A 24,296-nucleotide genomic window follows, 5' to 3' on the forward strand; every position below is an offset into this window, starting at 1 on the left:
GCTTACGACACCGAACTGCGCCTCACCACTGTCACCAACCCGCAGGGGCTCGTCTGGCGCTACGACTACGACCCGGCCGGGCGGCTGGTCGCCGAAACCGACTTCAACGGGCGCACCCAGTCGTACACCCTTGACCCCGCCGGCCAACTCGTGGCCCGCACCAACGGCGCCGGGCAGACCATCGAGCTGGCCCACGACCAACTCGGCAACGTCGTCGAGAAGCGCAGCGCCGAGGGCATCACCACCTTCGGGTACGACCCGGCCGGCCGGTTGCTGCACGCGAGCACACCCGAGGTCGACCTCCGGTTCGACCGCAACCCGATCGGGCGGGTGCTCGCCGAGATCCGCGACGGTCGAACCGTGACCTCGTCCTACGACGCGCTCGGCCGCCGGACGTTACGACGCACCCCAATGGGGGTCGACAGCGCATGGGAGTATGACGCCGGCCACCGGCCGGTGATGTTGCGCACCGGCGGTGCGACAGTCAGCTTCACCCACGACGCTGCCGGCCGGGAGACCCGGCGCGCCGTCGGTAACCTCGCCCTGACCCAGACCTGGGACGCCAACCACCGGCTGCTCTCTCAGATCCTTACGGCGAGCCCTGCCGTCGGCGACGTGCCGGACCTGGTGGGGCACAGGGCCTACCGGTACCGCGCCGACGGCTACCTGACCGACATCGCCGACCAGCTCACCGGCGAGCGCCGGCTGGAGCTGGACCGGGCCGGCCGAATCACCGCCGTCCAGGCCGACGAATGGACCGAGCGGTACGCCTACGACGGGGCTGGCAACGTGACCAGCGCCGCCTGGTCCGGTGCGGACGACGACCGCGTGGCCCAGGGTGGACGGGAATACGCCGGCACCCTGATTCGACGGGCCGGGAACGTACGGTACGAGCACGACGCCGCTGGCCGGGTAACGCTGCGACAGCGCAAGGAGCGCTCTACCAAGCCCTCGACCTGGCGTTACAGATGGGACAGCGAGGACCGGCTGACCGCCGTCACCACGCCGGACGGCACCCGCTGGCGCTACCGGTACGACGCGCTCGGCCGCCGGGTCGCCAAGCAGCGACTCGACACCGACGGCAGCGTGGTCGAACAGGTCGACTTCGCCTGGGACGGGCTGCGCCTGATCGAACAGACCCACCGCGGCGCTGCCGGAGACAAGACCAGCACCTGGGAGTACGCCCCCGGTACGTTCACGCCGATCGGTCAGACCGACGGCCAGGGCGACCAGGATGAGGTCGACCGCCGCTTCTACGCGATCGTGACCGACGTGGTCGGCACCCCCACCGAACTGGTTGACCCGACTGGCGGCGTTGTCTGGCGACAGCGGACTTCCATCTGGGGCGTCCCGACCCACGTCAGTGTCACGGACGCCGATTGCCCGCTTCGATTTTCGGGCCAAATCCACGATCCAGAAACCGGCGCCTCGTACAACTACCACCGCTACTACGATCCCGATACCGCCCGATACTCGTCGGCCGATCCCATCGGTTTGCTCGCCAGCCCCGACCCTCATCGCTACGTTGCGAACCCAACCCATGAGGTCGACCCATTTGGGTTGGCGCCGTACGACGTGAACGCCGGCGCCGGAGCCCCCGGTAGGGGCACGCCCAGATTTCCAGATAGGCCGCTACCGAGGGACAAGCACGGGAACCCTGTTCCCGACTCACCGTACCCGCACACCCAACTCGGCCAACAGTCAGGTCGGAAGGTGGGGAAATATGATGCGGCACGTGAGTTCGGTGAAGATGGCGTACCCGTCCGAGACATCCACTTCACGGACCATGGCAGACCGCAAAATCATACGAACCCACACCAGCACGACTTCGTGCCCAACCCAACCGGCGGTACGCCACAGCATGGCCCGGCGCGCCCTCTGGAGATGCCTTGATGCTGCGGTTCGAGACGATCCCAATGCACCAGAAAACCAAACTCATTCAGCTCGCAGACATCCTGATGTTGATCGGAGACAACGATCTCGAATGGTCATTGGTCGACTTCCACGGGGTCGGCCAGGCGCCTCGGGGAATGACGATGCCCGACTTCGAGGACCTGGTCCGCTCGTCCTTCTTGGGCTATCGGATGAAGTGGCATGATCTGGATGAATTCGCTCATTCCCTCGATCAGACAATGGAATGTTTAATCATTGCTGCGACTTCCCTGGAAGAGATCACCGAACAGCAGCTACGTGTCGACGATTTTTCAGGTTGTTCGTTCGTGGTCGAAGCGCTCGATAGCACCGAGTGGCGTTTAGGTTCGATGAACGACTCGGATATTCACAACTTCCGCCGCCTTCAGGTGAGTAGCTAGCAGGCGGCCCGGGAACGGATGACCGCGCTGCTGCGGGAGGCCATCGGGCACTACTGCGCGTCTGGCTGCGGGCAGGCAGGGGCGAAGCAGCGGGAGCAGGCCGGGCGGTGCCGGAACGCGGGCGGGCCAGCCGGCCGATGCGCTGGCGACGATGCCGGGTTGATGCGCCGTCGCTGCGGGGGAGTGGTCGGCCCTCAGGTCGGGGCAAGCTCCGGGATGCCGTAGTGCCTGTCGAGGATCTGCATGGCGGCGCCGGCGGCGATGGCGTCCGCGCCGAGGCCGGACAGGGTCACCTTCGTGGTGAGCCAGTGCACGCGTCGCGCGTCCGCCTGGACGGCCTCGGTGACGGCCGCGAGGTAGGTGTCCGGGTGCCGCAGGAGATCCGCGCCCGCCAACACCACGTGCGCGAGGTCGAGGGTCTGGAGCAGGTTGACCACACCCACCGCCACCACCCGGGCGGCCCGGTCGATGTCGCCGGCCTCGATGGCGTGCTGGTGCACGATCTCCAGGCAGCCGTGCCGGCCGCAGACGCAGCGGGGACCGTTCAGGTCGACCACCGTGTGGCCGAACTCCCCCGCGTTGGTGTGCGCGCCCCGGTGCGCCGCGCCGCCCAGCCAGAAACCCCCGCCGATGCCGGACTCGATCATGATCAGCGCCGCGTCGCCGAACGTCGCGCCGTGTCGCCAGGCCTCGGCGGTTATCCCGGCGGTGACGTCCTTGTCGAGGTGGACGGGCAGTCCCAGGTGTTTCTCGGCGATCTCGCGCAGCGGCACGTCGTGCCAGTGCCGCAGCCCGTGGGCGCCGCGAACCAACCCGTGGGCGTGGTCAAGTGGGCCGATCATGCCGATGCCCACGCCGGTGAGCCGACCACTGACGTCGCTGCTGCCGGTGATCGCCGTGATGCCGGCGGCCAGGGCGTCGAGAAGTTGCTGCGGGGTGAAGTCACCGGGGAGCGGGCTGACCGCCGAGTGGCGCACGGTGCCGGCGAGGTCGACAAGGACCAGCCGTAGCGTGCGGCGGGCGACGTGGGCGCCGATGGCGTACCGGCTGTCGGGAACGAGTTCGTAGACGACAGCGGGCTTGCCGACGCCCGGCCGGCGGACACCTGTGGCACGGATCAGGCCGTCGGCGCTGAGGCGGGCGATGACCTTGGAGACCGCCTGGGGGGTCAGGCCGGTGGCCTGGACCACTGTCGACCGCTCGAACCGCCGGGCGGTGCGACCCACGCCCATCACCAGCGCCTGGTTGTACCCGCGCAGGAACCTGACGTCGGCAGTGATGCGAGTCATCTCGACACTCTATTACGCAACGCTGTTGCTAAATTTTCTCGGTGATCGAGTTGAGCAGCGGACGACGGATGGCGGCGCTTGTCGCCCTGGCACTTGGTGGCGTCGCGATCGGCCTCACCGAGTTCGTGGCGATGGGCCTGCTGCCCGACATGGCCCGCGATCTGCTCTCCCGGGAGTACGCCCGGTCGTCGTCGGACGCGGTCGCCCACGCGGGTTGGATGATCACCGCGTACGCGCTCGGCGTGGTCGTGGGCGCGCCCCTGATCGCCGCGCTGAGCGCGCGTCTGCCCCGCAAGAAGCTCGTCCTCGGACTGCTCGTGCTCTTCGCCGCCGGCACCGTCGCATCCGCGCTCGCCCCCACCTTCGACCTGGTGCTGGTGGCCCGGTTCGCGGCGGCGCTGCCGCACGGCGCGTACTTCGGCGCGGCCGGCCTCCTCGCCGCGACGCTGATGGGACCCGGCAACGAGGCCCGGGGTTTCGCCATCGTGCTCAGCGGCCTGACCGTGAGCAACGTGGTCGGCGTACCCCTCATCACCCGGCTCGGGCAGACGGCCGGCTGGCGTGCCGCGTACCTGGTCATCGCCGGTGTCTTCGTGCTCACCCTGCTGGCGGTACTGGCGGTCGTCCCGGAGGTGGCCGCGGCGGTCGACGGCTCACCGGCCGCCGAACTGCGGTCGCTGCGGACCTCGCAGGTCTGGCTGGTCGCCGCCACCGGCGCGGTCGGGTTCGCCGGGTTCTTCGCGGTGAACACCTACATCGCGCCGGTCACCACAGACGTCGCCGGATTCTCCGCCGCGACGGTGCCGTGGGCACTGGTCGCGGTCGGTCTCGGGATGACCGTCGGCAACGCCCTGGGCGGCTGGTTCGCGGACCGCGACCTACGCCGCAGCATGATCATCGGGTTCGTCGCGATGATCGTGAGCATCGCCGCGTTCAGCCTCGTCGCCGCGACCCCGGTCGGCCTGTTCGTTGGCGCGTTCCTGGTCGGCGCGACAAGCCTCTACCTCGGCCCGGTGCTACAGGCACGCCTGATCACCGTCGCCCCGGGAGCGCAGCTGATGGGGGCGGCGGTCAACCAGTCGGCCATGAACATCGCGAACAGCCTGGGCGCCGCCCTGGGCAGCGTCGCCATCGCCGCCGGGCTCGGTTACCTCGCACCCGCCCGGGTGGGCGTGGTCCTGGGGATCCTCGGGCTGGCCCTGGGGCTTGTCAGCTTCTCCGTCGGTCGGCGGACCCGCGAGCGGGTCCCGGCCACCGTCGCGAGCTGAGCTGGCCGGAGACCCACGGCGGGCTGCTCAGAAGTCGTCGATGGTGACCGTCACCCGATGGGCGCTCGATCTCCAGTTGGGCACGTTGACGAACTCGTAACCACCACCGCGCTGACCCACGGTGATCCCGACGAGGCCGAGGTGCGCAGGGGTGGCCGGGATGAACACGTCCACGCCGGTCATGAAGGTCTGGCTGAAGAACTCCGGCAACGGAGCTGTCAGCTCGGTCACGCCGTCGCTGCCGTCGTCGAAGGCGAAGATGGCGATCGTCCGCTTGACGCGTGGCGTGTTCGCCGCGTTCAGGACATCCCTGCCGTTGATCCAGAGATTGTCGCCGGTGTCGCCCTGGTCGCCCCACCACTCCTTCTGGCGCTGGATCGTCAGCGCGGTGTGCCGGTCGCTGGTGTCGACGAGCGCGCTGAGGCCCTCGCCCGGCACGCTTGTCGGCAGGCGCAGGAACGAGTCCGAGCGTCGGAACGGCTGGAAGTAGAAGTGGTGCGTCGCCGCGCCGGCGCGCACGATCGCGAACTCGTAGCGGGCCGCGGCGAGCACCGGGAACGGGCCGAACGAGCCGTCGCCGCTCAGCGGCGCCCGGTGCGCGGGTCGCTGCGACAGCCGACCGCCGGTAAGCGGGTCGACAGGGTAGACCTCCAGGAACGCGTCGGTGACACCGACGTTGCTCGGGAAGAGCACCGCGCGGCCGGAGACCCGGGCCGTGCCGAAAAGCTGGGGCACGATCCGCGTCGTGTGCGGCGCACGACCACGGAAGAACCGGTAGAACTCCTCGAACGACTCCGGCGACGACACGGTCTGGGTGTGCGACTGGTCGGGGAGGTGCACGTTTGTCGCGCCGACGACGGCGCGGGCCGGGTCACCCTCACCCCAGATCGCGAGGGTGGGAACACCGCCGGGCAGGCTCGTCGCGGTGCGTCCGTCCAGGTTGACGTAGTGCGCCACCCGGGCGGCGCGTGCCGGTGAGCTGTTGAGATAGCCCTGCATGACGAAGGTGCCCAGGGAGTGCGCGAGCAGGTCGACCCGGTCCGCGCCGGTCGCCGTCAGCAGGCGGGAGATCCGTGCGTCGAGCCCCGCGTACACCTGGGGCAGGATCGTGGCGATGTTCGGCGAGTCGTACTCGTGGGCCTCGATGATGTCGATCGGGTAACCGTTGCTGGCCAGACGCTTGGCCTGGGACTGGAACTGCGCGGCCGATCCCGCGCTGCCGTGTACGAAGACCACCGGACGGTACGACGGCGGTGCTGCCGCCTCGGCGGCACGCGGGACCGGGGCGACGGACAGGCTGGCGGCGAGCGCGACCCCGGCCAGCGTGGAGAGCAACCTCCGGCGAGACGTGTGCATCGATCCTCCACCGTGCGAGACGAAGTATTTGCACTGCTAGCGCAAGTATCGTGTCAGGGTGCGGGTCCGTGGTCCATACCTGCTGGCCCGCGTCAGGCGACCTCTCTGGCGAGCAGGTCGCCGACCGCGGCGCGGACCGGATCAGGATTCGCCCAGCTCCAGTTGGGGTGCGCCCGGTTGGTGAGCAGGGCGAGGACGAGTTTGCGGTCGGGGTCGACCAGCAGCGAGGGGCCGGCGAAGCCGGTGTGGCCGAAGGTCCGGGGCGAGGCGAGCCGGCCCATGAACCAGCTCTGGTTGAGGACGACCCCGAGGCCGTGGGCGGCCGTCCGGTTGGGCCGCTCCGGGTCGACAGCGGGCTTCCCGGCGTTGTGGTTGGTCAGCATCCGGCGCACGGTGGCCGCGGCGAGGATGCGCCGGCCGTCATGGGTCCCCCCGTTGAGCAGCAGTTGCCCGATGACCGCGAGGTCGGTGGCGGTGGCGAAGACGCCGGCGTGACCGGCGACGCCGCCGAGGTGGTTGGCGACGTCGTCGTGCACTGTGCCACGGAGCAGACCCCGAGACGAGCGGGCGTCCGTGGCGACCAGGCGGCTGGCCCTCGCGTTGCTCGACAGCCAACCGTTGGGGTTGAAACCGGTGTCGCGCAAACCCAGTGGGGCGGTGAGGTTGGTCTTGAGGGCCTGGTCGAGCCGCTGGCCGGTGACCTTCTCGACGATCTTGCCGGCGGCCATCAGGCCGACGCTGGAATAGCGGAACGTGTCCCCGGGTACCGCGCCGGAGACCAGCGCGGTGCCGAGCACGGCGTTCCAGCGGGCCGCGTTGTCGCTCCGGCCGGTGACCGTGGCGCCGACGGGGAGGCCGCTGGTGTGGGTGAGCAGCATCTCGACGGTGACGCGTTCCTTGCCGGTCCCGGTGAAGGCCGGCAGGTAGTCGCGGACCGGGGCGGCCAGGTCGACGCGGCCCTTGTCGACCTGCTGGAGCAGCAGGATGGCCGTGTAGACCTTCGTCACCGAGGCGAGGTCGAAGATGGAGTCGGGACGCATCGCGACGCGCTGGTTCGCGGGGAGGAGCCTCGGGCCCGCCCCGTAGCGCAGCGCCTCCCCGACCGCTGTGTGCACAGTCGTCTTGCCGTCGACCAGGACGACGGCGACCGCGCCGGGGAAGCCCTTGTGCACGACGGTCTGCGCGGTGGCGGGGAGGTGCTTGCGAAGCAGTGCCGTCACGTTCGGCGCGTACCGGGCCTGGCCGGCCGCCGCCCCGGTGGCCTTCGGCGGGTCCGGCGGCGCGGTGCTCGTGCCGGCCGATCCGAAGCCCACCCGGTTGCCGGCGGCGTCGGTCGCGGTCACCGCGTCACCGGGTTGGCCAGGGCCGGGCTTCGACGCGCCGTCGTCGCCGCAGCCGGCGAGGGTGCAGGTCGCGGCGGCCAGGCCGGTCCCGAGGAGGGTACGACGCGTAACGGGCATGCGGGGAATCGTGACAGTTGACATCGACGCACGCCAACCGGGTCGCCCGATCAACAACCAGTCACCTTGCAGACACGTACGGTGACCAGGTGGATGGTTGTGCGACGATCTGCGAGCGTCATACCAATCGATCGTCCACACCCCTTGGAGAGCACGATGTCCCACTCCCGCGCGCGGATCTTCGCCGCACTGAACGCGGTGCGGCCTCCCGGTCAGCCGTCCCCGGTGCTGGGCCGGGCGGTCGTGGTCGGCGGCAGCGTCGCCGGCCTGCTGGCCGCCCGGGTGCTCTCCGACTACGCCGACAGCGTCATCATCATCGACCGGGACGATCCGCAGGTCACCGGGGCGCGTCCCGGCGTACCCCAGGGGACGCAGCTGCACGCGCTGCTGCCCGGCGGCTTCCTCCAGTTCGAGCGGCTGTTTCCGGGCTTCCGCGCGGAGGCCCTGGCGCGCGGAGCGGTCGAGGCGCCGCCCGCGGCCCGGCGCAACTACCTCGACGGCCGCCTGCGGGTCGTCGTCCCCGACGACGCCGACAGCCTCGCCGCCAGCCGACCACTGCTGGAGGGGCTGATCCGCCAACAGGTGCTGCGACTGCCAAACGTCAAGACGGTCACCGCCCGGGCCGTGGGTCTCGTGTTCGACGGCAGCGTGGTCGCCGGCGTGCACTGCGAAGTCGGTGGGGTCCCCGGCGTGGAGCGCGGTGACCTGGTGGTCGACGCCATGGGGCGGTCGAGCAAGCTGTCGGCCTGGCTGGAACAGGCCGGCTGGAACCCGCCGGTCACCCGGCGGATGACAGTGCACCTCAACTACGCGACGGCCCTGTTCCGGCGCCCGGACGCGACTACGGCCCCGACGGTCGCCCTGGCACTGCACACCCCGAAGCTGGCCTCGGACGTGGCCGGCGCCGCGTTCTTCGCCATCGAGGATGGCCGTTGGATGGCCATGATGGCCGGCTACGGGGACAACCGCCCCGGTCGGACGGCAGCGGATTTCGTCCGCCGACTACGCGAACAGTTTCCACCCGAGTTCGGCGACGTCGCCGACCAGGAGATGATCGGCGACGTCCAGACCTACCACCATGCCGACAGCCGACGGCGGGACTTTCACGCGCTGCGGCGGTTCCCGGGCGGGCTGGTCAGCGTGGGCGACGCCGTGGCGTCGTTCAACCCCGTGTACGGGCAGGGCATGACGGCGGCGGCCCTGCACGCGGCCTGCCTGTCGACGTACCTGCGTGGCGGTCCGGACCTGAGCGCCCCCGCCCGCGAGTACCTCGCGTTGCAGAAGATCGTGGTCGACGCCGCGTGGTCGACGTCCACCTCGGCCGACCTGGCGCTGCCGCATGTCGACGGGCCCTATCCGCGCGGACACCGGATCACGAGCTGGGCCAGCAGTCAGATCATCGCCGCGACCGTCACCGACGTGGCGATTGCTCGCCGGTTCAACGAGGTCGTCTCCATGCGGGAACACCCACTCACGCTGGCCAGGCCCGGCGTGCTCCTCGGCGCCCTGCGCGCCAACCGGCGCGCACGCTGACCAGTGGCCGCCCTAACGGGAGTGCTTGCGCAGGATGTCGACGACGAATCGGTGGTCGTCCAGCTGCGGAAGCCCGGAGACACCGACCCAGCCCACCACGCCGGTGCCGCGTACGCGCAGCGGCACCGCACCGCCGGCCGCCGCGTACCGGGAGGCCGGCAAGCCGAAGCGCTCGGCAAGCGTCACCTGCTTGTCCTGGCACAACCGGGCCATGTAGAGCGACGAGTGCTCGAACCGCATCACCACCCGCCCCTTGCGGCGCAACCAGCCGTCGTTGTCCGCCGTCGACCCGGGCAGGCCACAGTGGAACAACTGACGACCGGCCCGCCACACACCCACCGAGACCGGCAACCGCTGTTCCCGGGCGGCGGCGACGGCGAGCTGCCCCAACTCGTACGCGTCGGTCTCGGACAGGCCCGCGAGCTCCAGCTCTGCCTCCTCGCGCAGCAGCTCGTCAAGCGTCGGCCACGATTCACGTTCAGTTGCCATGACTCTTCTCCTCGTCGTGCCGGTTGATCACCAGGCGCAGGGCGCGTAGTCCTTCAGGAAACAGCCGTACAGGTCCTCGCCCAGCTCGCCACGGACGATCGGGTCGTACACCCGGGCGGCCCCGTCCACCAGGTCCAACGGGGCGTGGAAGCCCTCGTCCGCCAGCCGCATCTTCGTCGGGTGCGGGCGTTCGTCGGTGATCCAGCCGGTGTCGACGCTCGTCATCAGGATGCCGTCGGTGAGCATCTCCTGTGCGCTGGTGCGGGTGAGCATGTTCAGCGCGGCCTTGGCCATGTTGGTGTGTGGGTGCCCCGGCCCCTTGTAACCGCGGCCGAACTGGCCCTCCATCGCCGACACGTTCACCACGTACTTCCGCCGGGCCGGCGCGGCGGCCATCGCCGCTCGGAGTCGGCTGACCAGCACGAACGGCGCGGTGACGTTGCACAGTTGCACTTCGAGCAGCTCGACCGGGTCCACCTCCTGCACCCGCTGGACCCAGCTGTTCACCGAGTCGAGGTCGGGCACCAGACCGCCGGCGTCGATGGCGGTGGACGCGGCGATCCGCTCCGGCGAGGCGGAGCCGCTGGTGAGTGCCAGCGCGGTGAGCGCGTGCGGGGTGAGCCCGGCGGTGAGACTGCCGGCCGGGGTGCCCGGCCCAGCCGACTTCGCGAACGTGATCAGCTCCGGCAGCGGGCCGTCCGGCAGGGCCGCGGCCTCGGCGGCGATGAGTTGCGCGTACGCACCGGGGGAGCGGCGGACGGTCTGCGCCGCGTTGTTGATCAGGATGTCGAGCGGGCCCTGGCTGCTCACCGAGTCGGCGAGGGCGATCACCTGGGCCGGGTCACGCAGGTCGATGCCGACGATGCGCAGCCGGTGCAGCCAGTCCCCGCTGTCCGGCATGGCGGCGAACCGGCGCACCGCGTCGTGCGGGAACCGGGTGGTCACCGTCGTGTGCGCGCCGTCGCGCAGCAGCCGCAACGCGATGTACATGCCGATCTTGGCCCGGCCGCCGGTGAGCAGCGCACGCCGACCGGTCAGGTCGGTACGGGCGTCGCGGCGCTCCCGGTTGAGCGCCGCGCAGGACGGGCAGAGCTGGTGGTAGAAGGCGTCCACCTCGCGGTAGCGCTGCTTGCAGACGTAGCAGCCACGGGGGTTGTGCAGGAAGCCCGCCGTCTCGCCCGCGGCGGAGGACGCGAGCGGGATGCCCTGGGTCTCGTCGTCGATCCGCCCGGGAGCGCCGGTGGCGGTGGCCTCCGTCACCGCCCGGTCGGCAGCGAGGACGGCGTCTCGCCGTTCCTCGCGTCGCCGCTGCTTGACCACCTTGTAGAGCCGGGCGGTGGCCCGCTGCACCCGCACCACGTCCGGATGGTCGGAGGGCAACGCCTCCAACGCCTCGAAGACGCTGAGGCAGGTCTCCAACCGCGCGCGGTCAATGCCCGGCTTACCGTTTTCGGAAATGTTGTCCACCGTCATGCGTCGTCGTCACGTCCCGTATCCCGTGCCGGATCACCCCGGCTCGCCCACATCCGACCCGAAACTGTACGCACCGCGAGAGCACCGACGCACCTCGCTGCCGTTCCGGCCCCCGCCGCGCGTTCGCCGCGGTCAGCTGCCGTCGGCGCGCCCGAGACGCCAGTAACCCATGAAGGCCACCGCTCGGCGGTCCAGGCCCCGCTCGGTGACCAGGTGCCGGCGCAGGGTACGGATCACGCCGGCCTCCCCGGCCAGCCACGCGTACAGCGGTGTCGTGGTCACCTCGCCGGGCACCTCCCAGAGGATGTCGGTGTCCACGTCCACGTCGGGGACCGGTTGGGCCGCCCTCGCCGCGCCCGGGACCAGCAGTTCTCCGGCCGCCACGGCGACGGCGGGCAGCAGCCGGCTGCCGTGGGCGTCGGCGCCTCGGGGCATCCAGCGCACCTCGACCCCCGGCGGCGCCGCCAACGGCAGCACGTCGTCGACATCGGGCACCTCCAGCACGACGATGCCCCGGGAATCGCTGGGGAGCCGCTCGCAGATGCCGGCGATCGCCGGCACGGCGGTCTCGTCCCCGGCCAACAGCAGGACCGTCCCGGCCGCCGGCCGGAACTCGATCCCGCCGTGGTCCCCGACGTAGCCGGCATCCGGCCCGACCAGCGCGATCTCGTCACCGGCGCGGACCCGGCGCGCCCAGCGCGTCGCCGGTCCGCCGTCGCCGTGCCGCACCAGGTCGACATCGACCTCGGCCAGGTGCTGTCGGACCGCCCGCACCGTGTAGGTACGGATCGGGTGGCGCCGGTGCTCGGGCAGGGCTCGCCACCTGGCGTACCAGTCCGGTCCCGCCGGAAGCTGCACACCGTGCTCGCCGGGCAGTGGCAGTGCCAGCTTGATCCGCTGGTCGTAGCCGTTGTCGGCGAACCGGTCGAGGTCCGCCCCGGTGAAGGTCACCCGGGTGAACGATGGGCTGAGTCGACGTACCGCGCGCACGCTGGCGGTGAACACCCGCCACGGCGCGATGGGCAGGGTCTCGGTCATGATGTCTCTCCGGGATCGGGCCGGCAGCTACCGGGGGTTGTTCGCCACGGCGCGGGAGCGCCACAGCAGCCAGACGAAGTAGGGAGCGCCGATCATGGCGGTGACCAGGCCGGCGGGGATCTGGGCCGGCGCGATGACCGTCCGGCCGAGGGTGTCGGCGATGCTCACCAGCGCCGCGCCGAGCAGGGCCGCCACGGGAAGCACCCGGGAGTGCCGCCCACCGACGAGCGCCCGCGCGGCGTGCGGGGCGACCAGCCCGACGAAGCCGATCACTCCGACGGCCGAGACAGCTGTGGAGGTGAGCAGCGCCGCCGCGCCGAGCGCCACCAACCGGGTGCGCTCCAGCCGGACGCCGAGCACCCGGGGGGTGTCGTCGTCAAGGGCCAGCAGGTCGAGGTCGCGCCGGGCGGCGACCACGGCCGGGGTGAGCACCAGCAGGGCGATCAGCACCGGCAGCACCTGGGTCGGCAGCCGTCCGTAGGTGGAGCCGGACAGCCAGGTCAACGCCTTCCCGGTGTTCCACGGGTCGAAGGCGACGACCAGGTAGGTGATCACCGCCATGCCGCCCTGCCAGGCGCCGAACCCGATCAGCACCAGTCGGTCGGAGCTGAGTCCGCCGCGCCAGGCCAGCCCGTAGACCAGGGCGAAGGCCAGCATCGCGCCGAGGCCGGCGACGCCGGAGACGGCCCATACCCCGGCCAGCGGCACGAAGGTCAGCAGGGCGACGGCACCGAGTCCGGCGCCGGCGGTGATGCCGAGGATGCCCGGTTCGGCGAGTGGGTTGCGGCAGACCGCCTGCACTGTGGTGCCGGCGACCGCGAGCGCCGCCCCGGCCAGGACCGCCGCCGCGACGCGCGGCCACCGCTGGTCCAGCACGAAGGTGTACGCCGGCCCGGTGCTGCCGTTTACCCAGTTGACGATGTCCCCGAGCAGCACCCAGGTGTCACCGGCCAGCATGCCGACCGCCACGGCGCAGACGGTCACCACTGCGGTGACGGCGACGACGCCGCTGTGGAACGCGGCGGAGCGCACGGCGGCGTGCCCGCCGGGCGGGCGGCGGGTGGGGCCCGCGTCGCGGTGCCGGCGGGCCAGCCAGATGAGGATCGCCGCGCCGAACAGGGTGGTGACCACGCCGGTGGGGATGTCGACCCCGGCCTGCCCGCCCATGACGGCGCGCAGCAGCACGTCGGAGCCGAGCACGATGATGACCCCGGCGATGCCCGACAGGGGCAGCAGGACGCGGTGCCGGTGCACCCCGGGCACCACGGGGGCGAGCAGCCGGACGATCACCGGGGCGCACAGGCCGACGAAACCGACCGGGCCGGTGAGGGTGACGGCGGCGGCGGAGAGCAGTACGGCCAGCACCATGACGGTGAGTCGGGTGCGCCGCACGTCGAGGCCGAGCACGGTGGCGGTGTCGTCGCCGAGGGCGAGGATGTCGAGGCGGTGCCCGAGCAGCATCAGCACGACGGCGGCGCCGACGATCACCGGTGCCAGTTGGGTCAGCGCGGCCAGGTCGCTCTGCACCAGCGAACCGTTTCCCCAGGCGAACAGCCCGATGGTGGCCTGTTCGAACAGGAGCAGCAACAGGGTGGTCACCGAGCCGAGCGCCAGCGCGGTCGCCGAGCCGGCGAGGATGAGCCGGGTGGTGCCGGCCTGCCCGCCGGAGGACATCGCCAGCACCAGACCGGCGGCGGCCAACCCGCCGCAGAAGGCGAGGCCGCCGGCGGGCAGCGCGGGCAGCGAGACGCCGAACGCGGCCACGGCGGCGATCGCCAGGTGGGCGCCCGCGTTGACCGCGAGAGTGTCGGGGGAGGCGAGCGGGTTGCGGGCGATCGACTGCAACGCCGCACCGGCGAACCCGAGCGCCACGCCGATGGCCAGTCCGGCGAGCAGCCGGGGCAGCCGGGCGGCGATCAGCACGCGGGCCGCCTCGTCGTCGTTGCCGGTGACGAGTCGCAGCAGGTCGAGAGCGCCGACGCTCGAGGTGCCCTGGGTGAGGTGCACAGCGCCGACGACGAGCAGCAGCAGGATCGCCGCGACGAAGACACCGACGATGCGGGGTCCGGCCGGGCGCCCGCCCGGAGCCGGCCGGGTGGCCGGCTCCGGGCGCGCAGGTGCGTTCAGCACGCTCACACCGCGTACGTCTTGACGAGTTCGTCGATGTACTGCTTGCCGGAGAGCGGTCCGCCGAAGGTCCAGATGCCGTTGGGCATCCTGTGCAGGTTGCCCTGCTGCACGAAGGGCAGCGACTTCCAGATGGCGTTGCCGGCGAGACCGTCGGCGAACACGTCGTCGCCGTCGGAGGCGTTGTAGAAGAGGTGCGTGTTCGGGTCCTTGAGGACCGTCATGCCCTCGACGTCGGTCTGGCCGAGGCCCCACACCTCGTCGACCTTGCCGGTCCAGGCGTTGGTGAGGCCGAGCTGGATGCCGATCTGGGAGACCAGCGCGCCCTTGCCGAACATCCGGATGCTGACGGTGCTGCCCTCCTTCCAGCCGTCGGCGATGGCGAACGGCCGGCCGGCGGCACCGGCGTCGGCGATCTTCTTCTTGCCGTCGGCGATCGCCGCGTCGAAGTCGGCGAGCAGTTTCTGCGCCTCGGCGGTCTTGCCGACCGCCTTGGCGATCATGGTGAGGTCCGTACGCATCCGGCCGAGGTTGTCGGTGGCGTCGCTGCCCTTGGCCACCACGACGGGGGCGTACTTCTCCAGCTGACTGACCATGTTCGCGCCCCGGTCGTCCTCCATCACGATGAGGTCGGGCTGGAGGGCGACTATCGAGTCGACGCTGGGCTCGCCCCGGGTGCCGACGTCCTTGACGCCGGGGTCGAGCTTCGCCGAGGTGACCCAGGTGCCGTAGCCCTTCGGGTCGGCCACACCGACCGGCATGACGCCCAGGCTGACAAGCATCTCGACCTCACCCCACTCGAGCCCGACGACAGTGGTCGCCGGGGCCTTGAGGGTGATCTCCTTGCCCCGGCTGTCGGTGATGGTGACCGGGCCGCCGGCCGACGAGGCGGACGTCTCGGGCGCGGCGGCCTTCTCGGTGGTGCCGCAGGCGCCGAGGGTCAGGGCGGCCGCGACGGCGATGAGGGCGGTGAAACGGGTACGGGTCATGACGGTCTTTCTCTGCTGTGGATGAGGGGTGTTTCAGACCAGGGCGCGAATCGGGTGCCGCCCGACGGGGCGGGTGGTGACCAGCCCGCTGATCGGATCGGTCGTCACCTCGATCCGGATTCCATAGGTCTCGGTGAGGGCGTCCTCGGTGAACACGGTGGCCGGGGCGCCGGTGGCGCGGACCCGACCCTGCTGCAGCAGGACGACCTCGTCCGCCACGGCGGCGGCCTGGTTGAGGTCGTGCAGGACGACGCCGACGGCGACGCCGTGGTCGTCGGCGAGGTCCCGAACCAGGTCCAGGATCTCCACCTGGTAGCGCAGGTCGAGGAACGTGGTGGGCTCGTCGAGCAGGAGAACAGGGGTGTCCTGGGCCAGGCAGGTGGCCAGCCACACCCGCTGCAACTCGCCGCCGGAGAGTTCGTCGACCGGACGCTCGGCCATCGCGGCGACGCCGGTGACGTCCATGGCGCGGGCGATGGCGGCGGGACCGTCCGGGTCCTCGGTGCGCCAGCGTCCCCGGTAGGGGTGGCGGCCGTAGCCCACGACGTCGCGCACTGTGACGCCGCTGGGCACCGGCCGGCTCTGCGCCAGCAGGGTGACCCGACGGGCGAACTCTCGGGCCGGGAGGCTGGCGGCCGTGACACCGTCGGCGAGGTGCACGATCCCGGCCTCGATCGGGTGCAGCCGGGCCAGGGCCCGCAGCAGCGTGGACTTGCCGCTGCCGTTCGGCCCCACCAGCGCGGTCACCGCACCCGGCCGGAGGTTGATCACGGCACCGTGCACCACCGGCACACCGTGATAGCCCAGACGGAGGTCGACGCCGGACAGGCTGCGCCCCCCGTTGGCCGACGCCAACTCGTTCTGCATGAGGTTAGGCTAACCTAACCAAACGGCGGCCTGTCAAGCCGGTGGCGGGGCCGCGCTGATCCGCACGGACCGGCGGTCGTCCCTCACGCGCACGCGTGAGGGATGCTGGGTCCGTGCAGATCACCACCCTCGGCCCGTTCGCTGTCGACGGTCAGCCCGTTCGGGGTGAACGGCTCGCGGCGGTGGTCCGCGCGCTCGTCGACGCACGCGGGCGGGCGGTCTCCACAAGCCTGCTGGTGGACGCCGTGTGGGACGGCGCGCCCCCCGACGACGCGACGGGCGCGGTGCAGGCGCTGATGTCCCGGGTACGCAGACTGGGGTTGCCCGTGCTCGCGGTGCCGGGTGGATACCGGTTGCCCGCCGAGGAGATCGTCATCGACGCGGTCGAGGCGCGGGCGCTCGTCGACCGGGCACGCACGGTCCTCGACAGCGGCGACGTGCCAGCCGCCCGCATCCTGGCCGACCGGGCGCGTGCCCTGTTCCCCGAGGTGCCGGAGCTGGTCACCGCCGAGGACACCCGGCTGTTCGCGGACGTCGCCGCGCTGCGCGCGCAGGCGGCCCTCGCCGGCGCCGGGCCGTTCGACGAGGCCGACCTGGGTCGGCTCGTCGCGCGTACACCGCCGGACGAGCCCTCTGCCGCCCTGCTCGTCCGGGTCCTGGCCGCCCAGGGACGGGAGGCGGAGGCGCTGGAGGTGGTGCAGCGGCTCCGGGCCGACCTGGTCGACCGGTACGGCACCGACCCGTCGCCGGTGATCACACAGGTCCATCTGGCACTGTTGCGCGGCGAACTGACCACAGCGGTCGTCGAGGCGACCCCCCGGCAGCCGACGCGGATCGCCCTGCCCGCCGCCTGGCGGCGGCCGATGACCGCCCTCGTCGGCCGGGAACGCGACGTCGACGCCGTGGTGACGGCACTCGCCGACGCGACCCCGGTGACGATCGTGGCGTCCGGAGGCGCGGGGAAGACCCGCCTCGCCGCCGAGGTGACCCGCCGGGCGGCGGCGGCCGGCCAGTCGGTACGCGTGATCGAACTCGCCGGCCTGCGCTCGCCCGACGAGGTGCTGCCCACGGTGCTCGCGGCCCTCGGCGGCGCGGACACCTCGGCGACCGGCGGCAACCTGGGCCTGGAACGGCGGGTGCTCAGCCCCGAGGAACGCCTGCGCGCCGTGGCACCCGACCTCGACGGGTTGGTAGTGCTCGACAACTGCGAACACGTCCTCGACGCGGTGGCCACCGTCGTCGCGGACCTGGTCGCGGTGACCGCACCGGAGGTCACAGTGCTCGCCACCAGCCGGGCCCCGCTGGGTCTCGCCAGCGAACGGGTCCACCGGTTGACCGCGTTGCCGGACCACGACGCGCTCGCCCTGATCGAGTCCCGGGCGAGAGCCGGGGGCGCGGTGCCGACCTGGGACACCGCGCGGGCGCTCGCACTGTGTCACCGGCTCGACAATCTGCCCCTGGCCCTCGAACTCGCCGCCGCCCGGCTGCGGCACATGCCGATCGACGACGTCCTCGCCGGACTGAGCGACAGGTTCGCGCTGCTCGACGACGCCCTGCGCGGCCTACCGGAGCGGCACGCGAGCCTGTGGGCGATGGTCGACTGGAGCAGGGAACTGCTCGCCGAGGACGACCGGGAGTTGCTCCAGCGGGTCGCCGTCATCCCCGCGCCGTTCACCGCCGACCTCGCCGCCGCGGTCGCGCGGACCCCGGACGTCCGTCGCGGCCTGGCGAGACTCGTGGAACAGTCCCTGCTGACCCTGGTCGAGGGGGACGGTCCGCCACGCTACCGGATGCTCGAAACGGTCCGGGAGTACGGCGAGGCCCGCCTCGGCGCGGCCGGCGACCGGGGACCGGCCGTGAGCGGGTTGGTCGAGTGGGCGCGCGAGCAGGCCGTCGCGCTCGCCGACCGCTTCATCGGCCCCGAACAGATCGACGCGTTCGCCCGCTGCGCCGACGAGCAGGACAACCTCGTCGCGGGTCTGCGGTGGGCGCTGGGCGTGGACGACGAGCCCGCCGCCGTCGAGATCGCCACCGCCCTGTTCCACCTCTGGGTGGTGCGGGGACTGCACCTGGAGGTGTCCGGCTGGGCGGCGGGTCTGCTGCACGTAGAAGACCCGAAGCGACGGGTCCACTCCGCGCTCCTGCACGGCCGGCGCACCGGCCGAGAACTGCCCGACGCCGACCGGCTCGCCTGGATGTGCCTGGTGGTCGGGGTCAACGCCGGCATCAGCGGCGATCTCCGGCTCGCCGTGCTCGCCCGGCGGGCACTTCGGCGGGTCCTCGCCGAGCGGCCCGACGAGGTGTCGTCCCGGATGGCGGTGCTCGCTTCGGCGCTACCCACGTTCGACGCGTCCGACCCCGACGAGAGCATTCGCGGCACCGTCGTGATGGTCGAGCACCCCGACCCGTACGTGCAGGGGCTCGGCCTGTTCGCCCGCGCCGCGGTCCGGGAGAACAACGGCATGCACACGGCGTCGGTCGAGGACGCCCAGCAGGCCTATCGCCGCTTCGAGATCGCCGGTGACCACTGGGGCATGGCGATGGCGGCCGGGGCCGTCGGGCAGTTCCTGGTGCCGGGCGAGGCTTCCCCGTCGGCCGAGTGGCTGGCGCGCAGCGTCCGACACATGGAGTTGATCGGGGCCACCCAGGACGCCCGCTCGATCCGGGTTCGGCTGGACGTGCAACTGGCCCTGGCCGGCGACCGGGAGGCCGAGCGGCGACTGTCCGAGACCGCCGCGCCGGGCGAAGCCGAGGCGGTGGACGCCGCCGTCGCGTGTCTCGGGCTGGCGCACCTGGCCTGGCAGCGCGAGCGGTACGACGAGGCCGAGGCGTACGGCGACGGCGTCGTCCGGATCCTGGCCGGCTGGACCGGCCCACCGCCGCAGGCCCGTGCCATGCTGCGGGTCGCGGAGGCGGTGTTGCGGCTACGGGTGGCGCAGGTGCGCCCGGTGCCGGCGGAGAACGCCGACGCCCGCGCGGTCGCCGCGCTGATCGTCGCCCGCGACGAGGCGCTCTCCTCCAACGACCTGCCGGTGATCGGGGCGTGGGCCCAGGGCGGCGCCGAACTGGCGGCGCACCGCAACGACGTGACGACCGCCCGCGAACTGTTCGCCCTCGCGACGCGGACCGGCACCCACGCCGGGACGTTCTTCCCACCCGGAGACCCCGAACGGCTCAACGCCGCCCTCGGCGACGAGGAGCAGCGTGAGCCGTTGCTGGCCGTGTGGCGCGGGCGGCCGGTCGCCGCCGCCGTCGCCCGGATCCGCGAGCTGATGGACGACCTGCTCGCCTAGCTGCGGCAATCGCGCTGATGAGGATCTGTTTCGTCCCGGCGTGTCGTATCGCGCCCGGAGACGGTGGGCGTGTCCGGACACGAGCGGCTGTCGTACCGGGATTGGGCGCGGCCGTTGGTCTATGGTGAGTCGGCATTGCCGGGACGCCTGCCGATGCCTGGCGGGTCCGCCCTCCGGCCGAGCCACACACTCATCGGGAGCAGGGCATGGGTCTGATCCACATCGAACTGTTCGCCACCCTCGACCTGGTCGGGCAGTCACCCGGCGGCCCCGAGGAGGACCCGGAGGGTTTCGCGTTCGGTGGTTGGCAGGCGCCGCTGCTCGACGAGGTCGCCGGGGCGCAGGTCGCCGCCGCGTACGAGGGCACTGACGCCCTGCTGCTCGGCCGGCGGACCTACGACATCTTCGCCGCCTACTGGCCCCACCAGGAGGGCGGCGAGGACAACGCCATCGCCACGCTCTTCAACAGCATCCCGAAGTACGTGGCCTCCCGGGCTACGCCCGACCTTTCCTGGGCCGGGTCCACGCAGCTCGGCCCGGATCTGGCCGGCGCGGTGCGCGAGATCCGTGACCGGCACCAGCACGTCAAGGTCGTCGGGAGCTTGAACCTGGTGCAGACCCTCCTGCGCGAACACCTCTTCGACCGACTCGACCTCTGGGTGCACCCGATCGTGCTCGGCGTCGGCAAGAAGGTGTTCGACGGAGGGGCGGTGCCCACGAACGTCACGCTCCTCGAACCGCCGGTGGCCAGTTCGAAGGGCACCGTCTACCTGCGGTACGGGATTGCCGACGGCACGCCCAGCACGGGAGACATGGCCGCGCCCGACCGAGGTGTCGGGCGCGACGACTGAACGCGGCCTGCGCCACGGGCCCGGCCCGTCGGCGGCTCATCCTCCGGACCGCCATTCGGCCACGGCGTCGGCAGGTCGAGGTGCCGACGCCGTGACCAGGTCAGATCTTCTTGCGGTACGCGCGCAGCGCCAGCGGCATGAACACCGCCACGAAGCCGGCGCACCAGGCGAGGGTCCACCAGACGTGGTTACCGAGTGGGGTGCCCAGGAACAGCCCGCGTACCGACGCCACCAGGTGGGTCATCGGGTTGACGTCCACGAACGCCTGCATCCAGCCCGGCAGGGTGTCGGCGCCGACGAACACGTTGGACGCGAAGCTCAGCGGCATGATCAGCGCGAACATCACACCCTGCACGGCGCCCGCGGTGCGCACCTTCATCGACACGAGCACCGGCAGCCAGCTCAGGCAGAGCGCGAACAGCACCGCGAGCAGACACCCGGCGATCGCCCGGAACGGGTCGGTGTCGATCCGGAAACCCAGCACGTAGCCGATCGCGAGGGTCGACACGGTGACGATCACGTACCGGACGACGTCGCCGAGGACCGCGCCGACAAGTGGTGCCGAGCGGGGGATCGGCAACGACCGGAACCGGTCGAAGATGCCCTTGGCGATGTCGGTGTTGAGGTTGACACCGATCGCGATGGCGCCGGTCGCGATCGTCTGCGCCAGGATGCCGGGCAGCAGGAACTGCAGGTAGTCGTGAGTCGATCCGGCGACGGCGCCGCCGAAGACGTACACGAAGATGATGAGGAAGAGCACCGGCTGCAGGGTGACGTCGATGAGCGCCTCGGGCGTACGCCAGGTCTTGATGAGGCTGCGCTTGGCGAGCGCCAACGAGTGCCGGACCAGCCGGAACGGCCGGGGGTTCGGCGCGGAGTTCGAGAGCGCGCGACTTCTCGTGGGTGCTGTGTCGGTCAGAGTGCTCATACCGCGACCTCCGTGGGGCGGGTGGTGTCGTCGTCGGATGCCGTACGCCCGGTGAGGGTGAAGAACACCTCGTCGAGGCTCGGCAGGTGCAGGGACAGTTCGGTGATCGAGATGCCGGCCGCGGCGAACCGCGCGACGCTCTCGGTCAGGGCCGCGTCGTCGGTGACCGGCACCGCGAGCACGCCCTTGCGGATCTCGTCGGCCTGCCCGCCGGAGCCGACCTGGGTCAGGATCTCCGCGGTACGGGGCAGCTGCGCCGGGTCGGAGGGGCGGACCTCCAGGGTCTGCCCGCCGACCACCCGCTTGAGCCCTTCGGGGGTGTCGTGCGCGATCACCCGGCCGTGGTCGATCACCGTGATCGCGTCGGCGAGCGCGTCGGCCTCCTCCAGGTACTGCGTGGTGAGCAGCACCGTCGAGCCGTTGTCGACAAGCGAACGGACCACGTCCCACATGTCCTCACGCTTGGCCGGGTCGAGCCCGGTCGTCGGCTCGTCCAGGAAGATCACGTCGGGGGAGCCGACGAGGCTGGCGGCCAGGTCCAGCCGTCGCCGCATGCCACCGGAGTAGGTCTTGGCCGGCCGGTTCGCGGCGTTGGTCAGATCGAACCAGTCGAGCAGTTCGGCGGCCCGTCGCCGGGCACCGGTGCGCCCCAACTCCAGCAGCGTGCCGAACAGCTCCAGGTTCTGCCGTCCGGTCAGATCCTCGTCGACCGAGGCGTACTGGCCGGTGAGGCCGATGCTCTGCCGAACGCGCTCGGCGTCCCGGACCACGTCGAAACCGGCGATCCGGGCGGTTCCGCCGTCCGGAACCAGCAGGGTGGAGAGGATGCGGACGGCGGTGGTCTTGCCGGCGCCGTTGGGGCCGAGCACCCCGAGCACCGTCCCCCGGGGCACCGCGAGGTCCACGCCCTGCAGCGCCCTCGTCTTCCCGAATGTCTTCACGAGGCCCTCGGCCTCGATCACCAGGTCAGCTGTCATGCGGACAGCATGCGTGGGCCCGCTGACACCGTCCCGACACGCCACCGACACCGGCTGACACGGTCGGCCGGCCACGGTGTCCGCTGCGCTGCCCGTCAGATCCGACTGTCGGTGCCCGGCGCGAAGATGGGTGCGGCAGGAGCCGGGGTGTCGGATGGGTCGCCCCGCGATGCCCGACTGGGCCGGGCACGGCTGCTGACGAGAAGCAGCGGCCCGATCGACAGTGACCCGGCAACGAACGATGAGGGGGACACGATGGGCCGCACCGTGGTGAGCATGAGCGTGTCGTTGGACGGCTTCGCCGCCGGGCCTGACGTCAGCAGGGAGCACCCGATGGGCGTGGGCGGCGAGCGGTTGCACGAGTGGCTGTTCCGCTCCGGCGAGGACCGCGCCGTGGCGGCCGACGGGGTCACCCCGGCCGGCGTCGACGCCGCCCAGGCACGAGAGCTGCACGCGACGACGGGCGCCGTGGTGATCGGCAAACGGACGTTCGACGTCGGCGTGGACCTGTGGGAGGACACCCCGTTCCCGGTGCCGTGCTTCGTGGTCACCCATCAGTCACGCCAACCGTTGACGATGAAGAGCGACGTCTTCACGTTCGTCGACGACGGCTTGCACAGCGCGCTGCGCCAGGCGCGTCATGTGGCCGGCGACCGCAACGTCCTGATCATGGGCGGGCCCACCACCGTTGGACAGTTCGTCAAGGCCGGGCTGGTGGACGAGATCCGCATCCAACTCGTACCGGTGTTCCTCGGCACCGGCACGCGCCCGTTCGACGATCTCGGCACCGACCACATCGAACTCCAGCGAACCGCGGTGATCGAATCACCACACGTCACCCACCTGCGCTTCCACGTTCCGAAGTGACCACCTGCCGTCCGCCCGGCGCGCACACGGCCGCGCCGGGCGCCGCGGTCGCGATATGCTGGGCCCTGGCAGAGCGCCTGCCTGCGCCCGATGCGGTGGCCCACGCCTGACCGCATGCTGGGCCAAGAGTCTCCGACTCGGCGCGGTTGTGTCGACTCCCGGCGTGCGGTCACGCCGCCTGTTCGGTGGAGTGCGTGGGGCTGCACCGGAGGCATCATGTCTGATCACCACGCACGGCGAACCCCGCACCCCGGTCGGGCCCGCAAGCGCGCCATCCGGGAGTACGCGACCCAGGCCGGCGTCGCCTACTCGGTGGCTGCCCGGCACCTCGATTCGGTCGGGCTGCGCCCCGGCGAAACCCTCTGCGCGTACGGGCGGACGATCTACCCCATCGGATTCGACAGCCACCGTCAGCTGCTCGTCGAACGCCGCGAGCGGCGGTCGTTCGAGCAGCGGGTGTCGGACACGAGGCGAGCGGCGCTTCTGCCCCATGGCCGTGCCCGGCACCTCGTCGAGCGTTTCCCGCCGAGCCGTGGGCGGGCGGGCAGTGGGGTGGGCGCGCTCTACCACGGCAACGGCCGGGAGGAACTGCTCACGATGGTGTACCTCGTGGTCGCGACAGAGTCGCCGGGGCTGCTGCCCGAGGCGGGAGACCTCGCCTGGATCGCGGAGCTGGGCGAGGAGACCGCCCTCGACACGGCCTGCGCCGATGTGGACCGCGAGGCCCGCCGGCTGGTCGAGCAGGAGACGGTGCAGGTCTGGTCGGGCATCGAGAAGACGCTCGGCATCGCGGCACGCAGCGCGGACGGGCAGGTCCGCCAGGAGGCCGCTCGGCAGGCCGCGCTCCTGCGCACGATGATGACGCCGCGCCTGGGATACGCGGGCGAACCGTACGTGGAGGGGCTGCCGATCGTCGGTGCTCGGCAGATCCTCGACGCGCTGCTCATCGTCGCCGACGACGGCCACGCGCCGGGCACCCGGGTGCGCCTGTGTGCCCAGCCGGACAACGCCAGCTCAGCCACGATCGTCGGTGCCAGGTGGGGGTCGTCCGGTCCGCCGGTGGAGTACCTCGTGTGGCTCGACGGAGCGACAGCGCCGCTGGCCGCCCGTCCCGCCGACCTGATCGTCCTGGCTGGCCAGGAAACGGTCCCACGCTGACCCGCGCAGACCGGCCGGGCT

19 protein-coding genes are annotated in these 24,296 nt (G+C 71.6%); 8 read left to right on the plus strand and 11 right to left on the minus strand.

Going from position 1 to position 24,296, the window contains the following annotated elements:
• Both AB0B86_RS26160 and AB0B86_RS26165 read left to right on the plus strand, forming a co-directional pair.
• The coding region (locus AB0B86_RS26160; RefSeq protein ID WP_357420020.1) for an RHS repeat-associated core domain-containing protein at positions 1 to 1,893 on the plus strand (1,893 nt) is incomplete at its 5' end.
• Entirely contained in the window at positions 1,893 to 2,312 is a 420-nt protein-coding gene (locus AB0B86_RS26165; RefSeq protein ID WP_357420021.1) for a hypothetical protein, read from the plus strand. The genes AB0B86_RS26160 and AB0B86_RS26165, both read left to right, overlap by 1 nt.
• Positions 2,313 to 2,506: 194 nt before the next feature.
• Here the strand turns inward: AB0B86_RS26165 and AB0B86_RS26170 are convergent, their stop codons facing one another.
• Positions 2,507 to 3,601, minus strand: a complete 1,095-nt coding sequence (locus AB0B86_RS26170; protein WP_357412675.1) for an ROK family protein — start codon at positions 3,599 to 3,601, stop codon at positions 2,507 to 2,509.
• Between the two features lie 41 nt (positions 3,602 to 3,642).
• Between AB0B86_RS26170 and AB0B86_RS26175 the strand changes: the two genes are divergently transcribed.
• Positions 3,643 to 4,869, plus strand: a complete 1,227-nt coding sequence (locus AB0B86_RS26175) for an MFS transporter (RefSeq protein ID WP_357412673.1) — start codon at positions 3,643 to 3,645, stop codon at positions 4,867 to 4,869.
• A 27-nt stretch (positions 4,870 to 4,896) separates the two neighbouring features.
• Here AB0B86_RS26175 and AB0B86_RS26180 read toward each other — a convergent pair whose 3' ends face one another.
• Positions 4,897 to 6,225 carry an alpha/beta hydrolase gene (locus AB0B86_RS26180; protein WP_357412672.1) on the minus strand — a complete coding sequence of 443 codons (1,329 nt, stop codon included), beginning with the start codon at positions 6,223 to 6,225 and terminating at the stop codon, positions 4,897 to 4,899.
• A 92-nt stretch (positions 6,226 to 6,317) separates the two neighbouring features.
• Positions 6,318 to 7,685, minus strand: coding sequence for a serine hydrolase domain-containing protein (locus tag AB0B86_RS26185; RefSeq protein WP_357412670.1), 1,368 nt, complete (start codon positions 7,683 to 7,685; stop codon positions 6,318 to 6,320).
• A 156-nt stretch (positions 7,686 to 7,841) separates the two neighbouring features.
• On the opposite strand from AB0B86_RS26185, the gene AB0B86_RS26190 reads away from it, so the two are divergent.
• Positions 7,842 to 9,218: an FAD-dependent oxidoreductase gene (locus AB0B86_RS26190; RefSeq protein WP_357412668.1), complete on the plus strand. Its 1,377-nt coding sequence runs from the start codon at positions 7,842 to 7,844 to the stop codon at positions 9,216 to 9,218.
• Between the two features lie 12 nt (positions 9,219 to 9,230).
• Here AB0B86_RS26190 and AB0B86_RS26195 read toward each other — a convergent pair whose 3' ends face one another.
• The 6 genes from AB0B86_RS26195 to AB0B86_RS26220 form a co-directional block, all read right to left on the minus strand.
• Positions 9,231 to 9,707 carry a heme-degrading domain-containing protein gene (locus AB0B86_RS26195; RefSeq protein WP_357412666.1) on the minus strand — a complete coding sequence of 159 codons (477 nt, stop codon included), beginning with the start codon at positions 9,705 to 9,707 and terminating at the stop codon, positions 9,231 to 9,233.
• Positions 9,708 to 9,734: 27 nt separating this feature from the next.
• Complete coding sequence (locus AB0B86_RS26200; RefSeq protein ID WP_357412664.1) at positions 9,735 to 11,180, minus strand: SDR family NAD(P)-dependent oxidoreductase; 1,446 nt, start codon at positions 11,178 to 11,180, stop codon at positions 9,735 to 9,737.
• Between the two features lie 132 nt (positions 11,181 to 11,312).
• Positions 11,313 to 12,218: a siderophore-interacting protein gene (locus tag AB0B86_RS26205; RefSeq protein ID WP_357420022.1), complete on the minus strand. Its 906-nt coding sequence runs from the start codon at positions 12,216 to 12,218 to the stop codon at positions 11,313 to 11,315.
• A 27-nt stretch (positions 12,219 to 12,245) separates the two neighbouring features.
• Positions 12,246 to 14,348 carry an iron ABC transporter permease gene (locus AB0B86_RS26210; RefSeq protein WP_357412660.1) on the minus strand — a complete coding sequence of 701 codons (2,103 nt, stop codon included), beginning with the start codon at positions 14,346 to 14,348 and terminating at the stop codon, positions 12,246 to 12,248.
• A 2-nt stretch (positions 14,349 to 14,350) separates the two neighbouring features.
• The gene (locus AB0B86_RS26215; protein WP_357412658.1) at positions 14,351 to 15,334 is read right to left on the minus strand and encodes an iron-siderophore ABC transporter substrate-binding protein; all 984 of its coding nucleotides are present in this window, start codon (positions 15,332 to 15,334) and stop codon (positions 14,351 to 14,353) included.
• Between the two features lie 33 nt (positions 15,335 to 15,367).
• A complete protein-coding gene (locus AB0B86_RS26220; RefSeq protein WP_357412656.1) occupies positions 15,368 to 16,201 on the minus strand; it encodes an ABC transporter ATP-binding protein in 834 nt (277 codons plus the stop codon).
• 113 nt (positions 16,202 to 16,314) lie between these two features.
• On the opposite strand from AB0B86_RS26220, the gene AB0B86_RS26225 reads away from it, so the two are divergent.
• Together AB0B86_RS26225 and AB0B86_RS26230 are read left to right on the plus strand one after the other, a co-directional pair.
• Positions 16,315 to 19,494 (plus strand): BTAD domain-containing putative transcriptional regulator, encoded by a 3,180-nt coding sequence (locus AB0B86_RS26225; protein ID WP_357412654.1) that lies wholly within the window; start codon positions 16,315 to 16,317, stop codon positions 19,492 to 19,494.
• A gap of 206 nt (positions 19,495 to 19,700) precedes the next feature.
• Positions 19,701 to 20,345, plus strand: coding sequence for a dihydrofolate reductase family protein (locus tag AB0B86_RS26230; RefSeq protein ID WP_357412652.1), 645 nt, complete (start codon positions 19,701 to 19,703; stop codon positions 20,343 to 20,345).
• 100 nt (positions 20,346 to 20,445) lie between these two features.
• Here AB0B86_RS26230 and AB0B86_RS26235 read toward each other — a convergent pair whose 3' ends face one another.
• Together AB0B86_RS26235 and AB0B86_RS26240 are read right to left on the minus strand one after the other, a co-directional pair.
• Positions 20,446 to 21,273 carry an ABC transporter permease gene (locus tag AB0B86_RS26235; RefSeq protein ID WP_357412650.1) on the minus strand — a complete coding sequence of 276 codons (828 nt, stop codon included), beginning with the start codon at positions 21,271 to 21,273 and terminating at the stop codon, positions 20,446 to 20,448.
• Positions 21,270 to 22,250 (minus strand): ATP-binding cassette domain-containing protein, encoded by a 981-nt coding sequence (locus tag AB0B86_RS26240; protein WP_357412648.1) that lies wholly within the window; start codon positions 22,248 to 22,250, stop codon positions 21,270 to 21,272. The genes AB0B86_RS26235 and AB0B86_RS26240 overlap by 4 nt, the downstream gene beginning before the upstream one ends.
• A 276-nt stretch (positions 22,251 to 22,526) precedes the next feature.
• Between AB0B86_RS26240 and AB0B86_RS26245 the strand changes: the two genes are divergently transcribed.
• Together AB0B86_RS26245 and AB0B86_RS26250 are read left to right on the plus strand one after the other, a co-directional pair.
• Complete coding sequence (locus AB0B86_RS26245) at positions 22,527 to 23,117, plus strand: dihydrofolate reductase family protein (RefSeq protein WP_357412646.1); 591 nt, start codon at positions 22,527 to 22,529, stop codon at positions 23,115 to 23,117.
• 216 nt (positions 23,118 to 23,333) lie between these two features.
• Entirely contained in the window at positions 23,334 to 24,275 is a 942-nt protein-coding gene (locus AB0B86_RS26250) for a hypothetical protein (protein ID WP_357412643.1), read from the plus strand.
• Positions 24,276 to 24,296: the final 21 nt, after the last annotated feature.

It is taken from the genome of Micromonospora sp. NPDC049047 (assembly GCF_040649135.1).
Taxonomy (GTDB): Bacteria; Actinomycetota; Actinomycetes; order Mycobacteriales; family Micromonosporaceae; genus Micromonospora.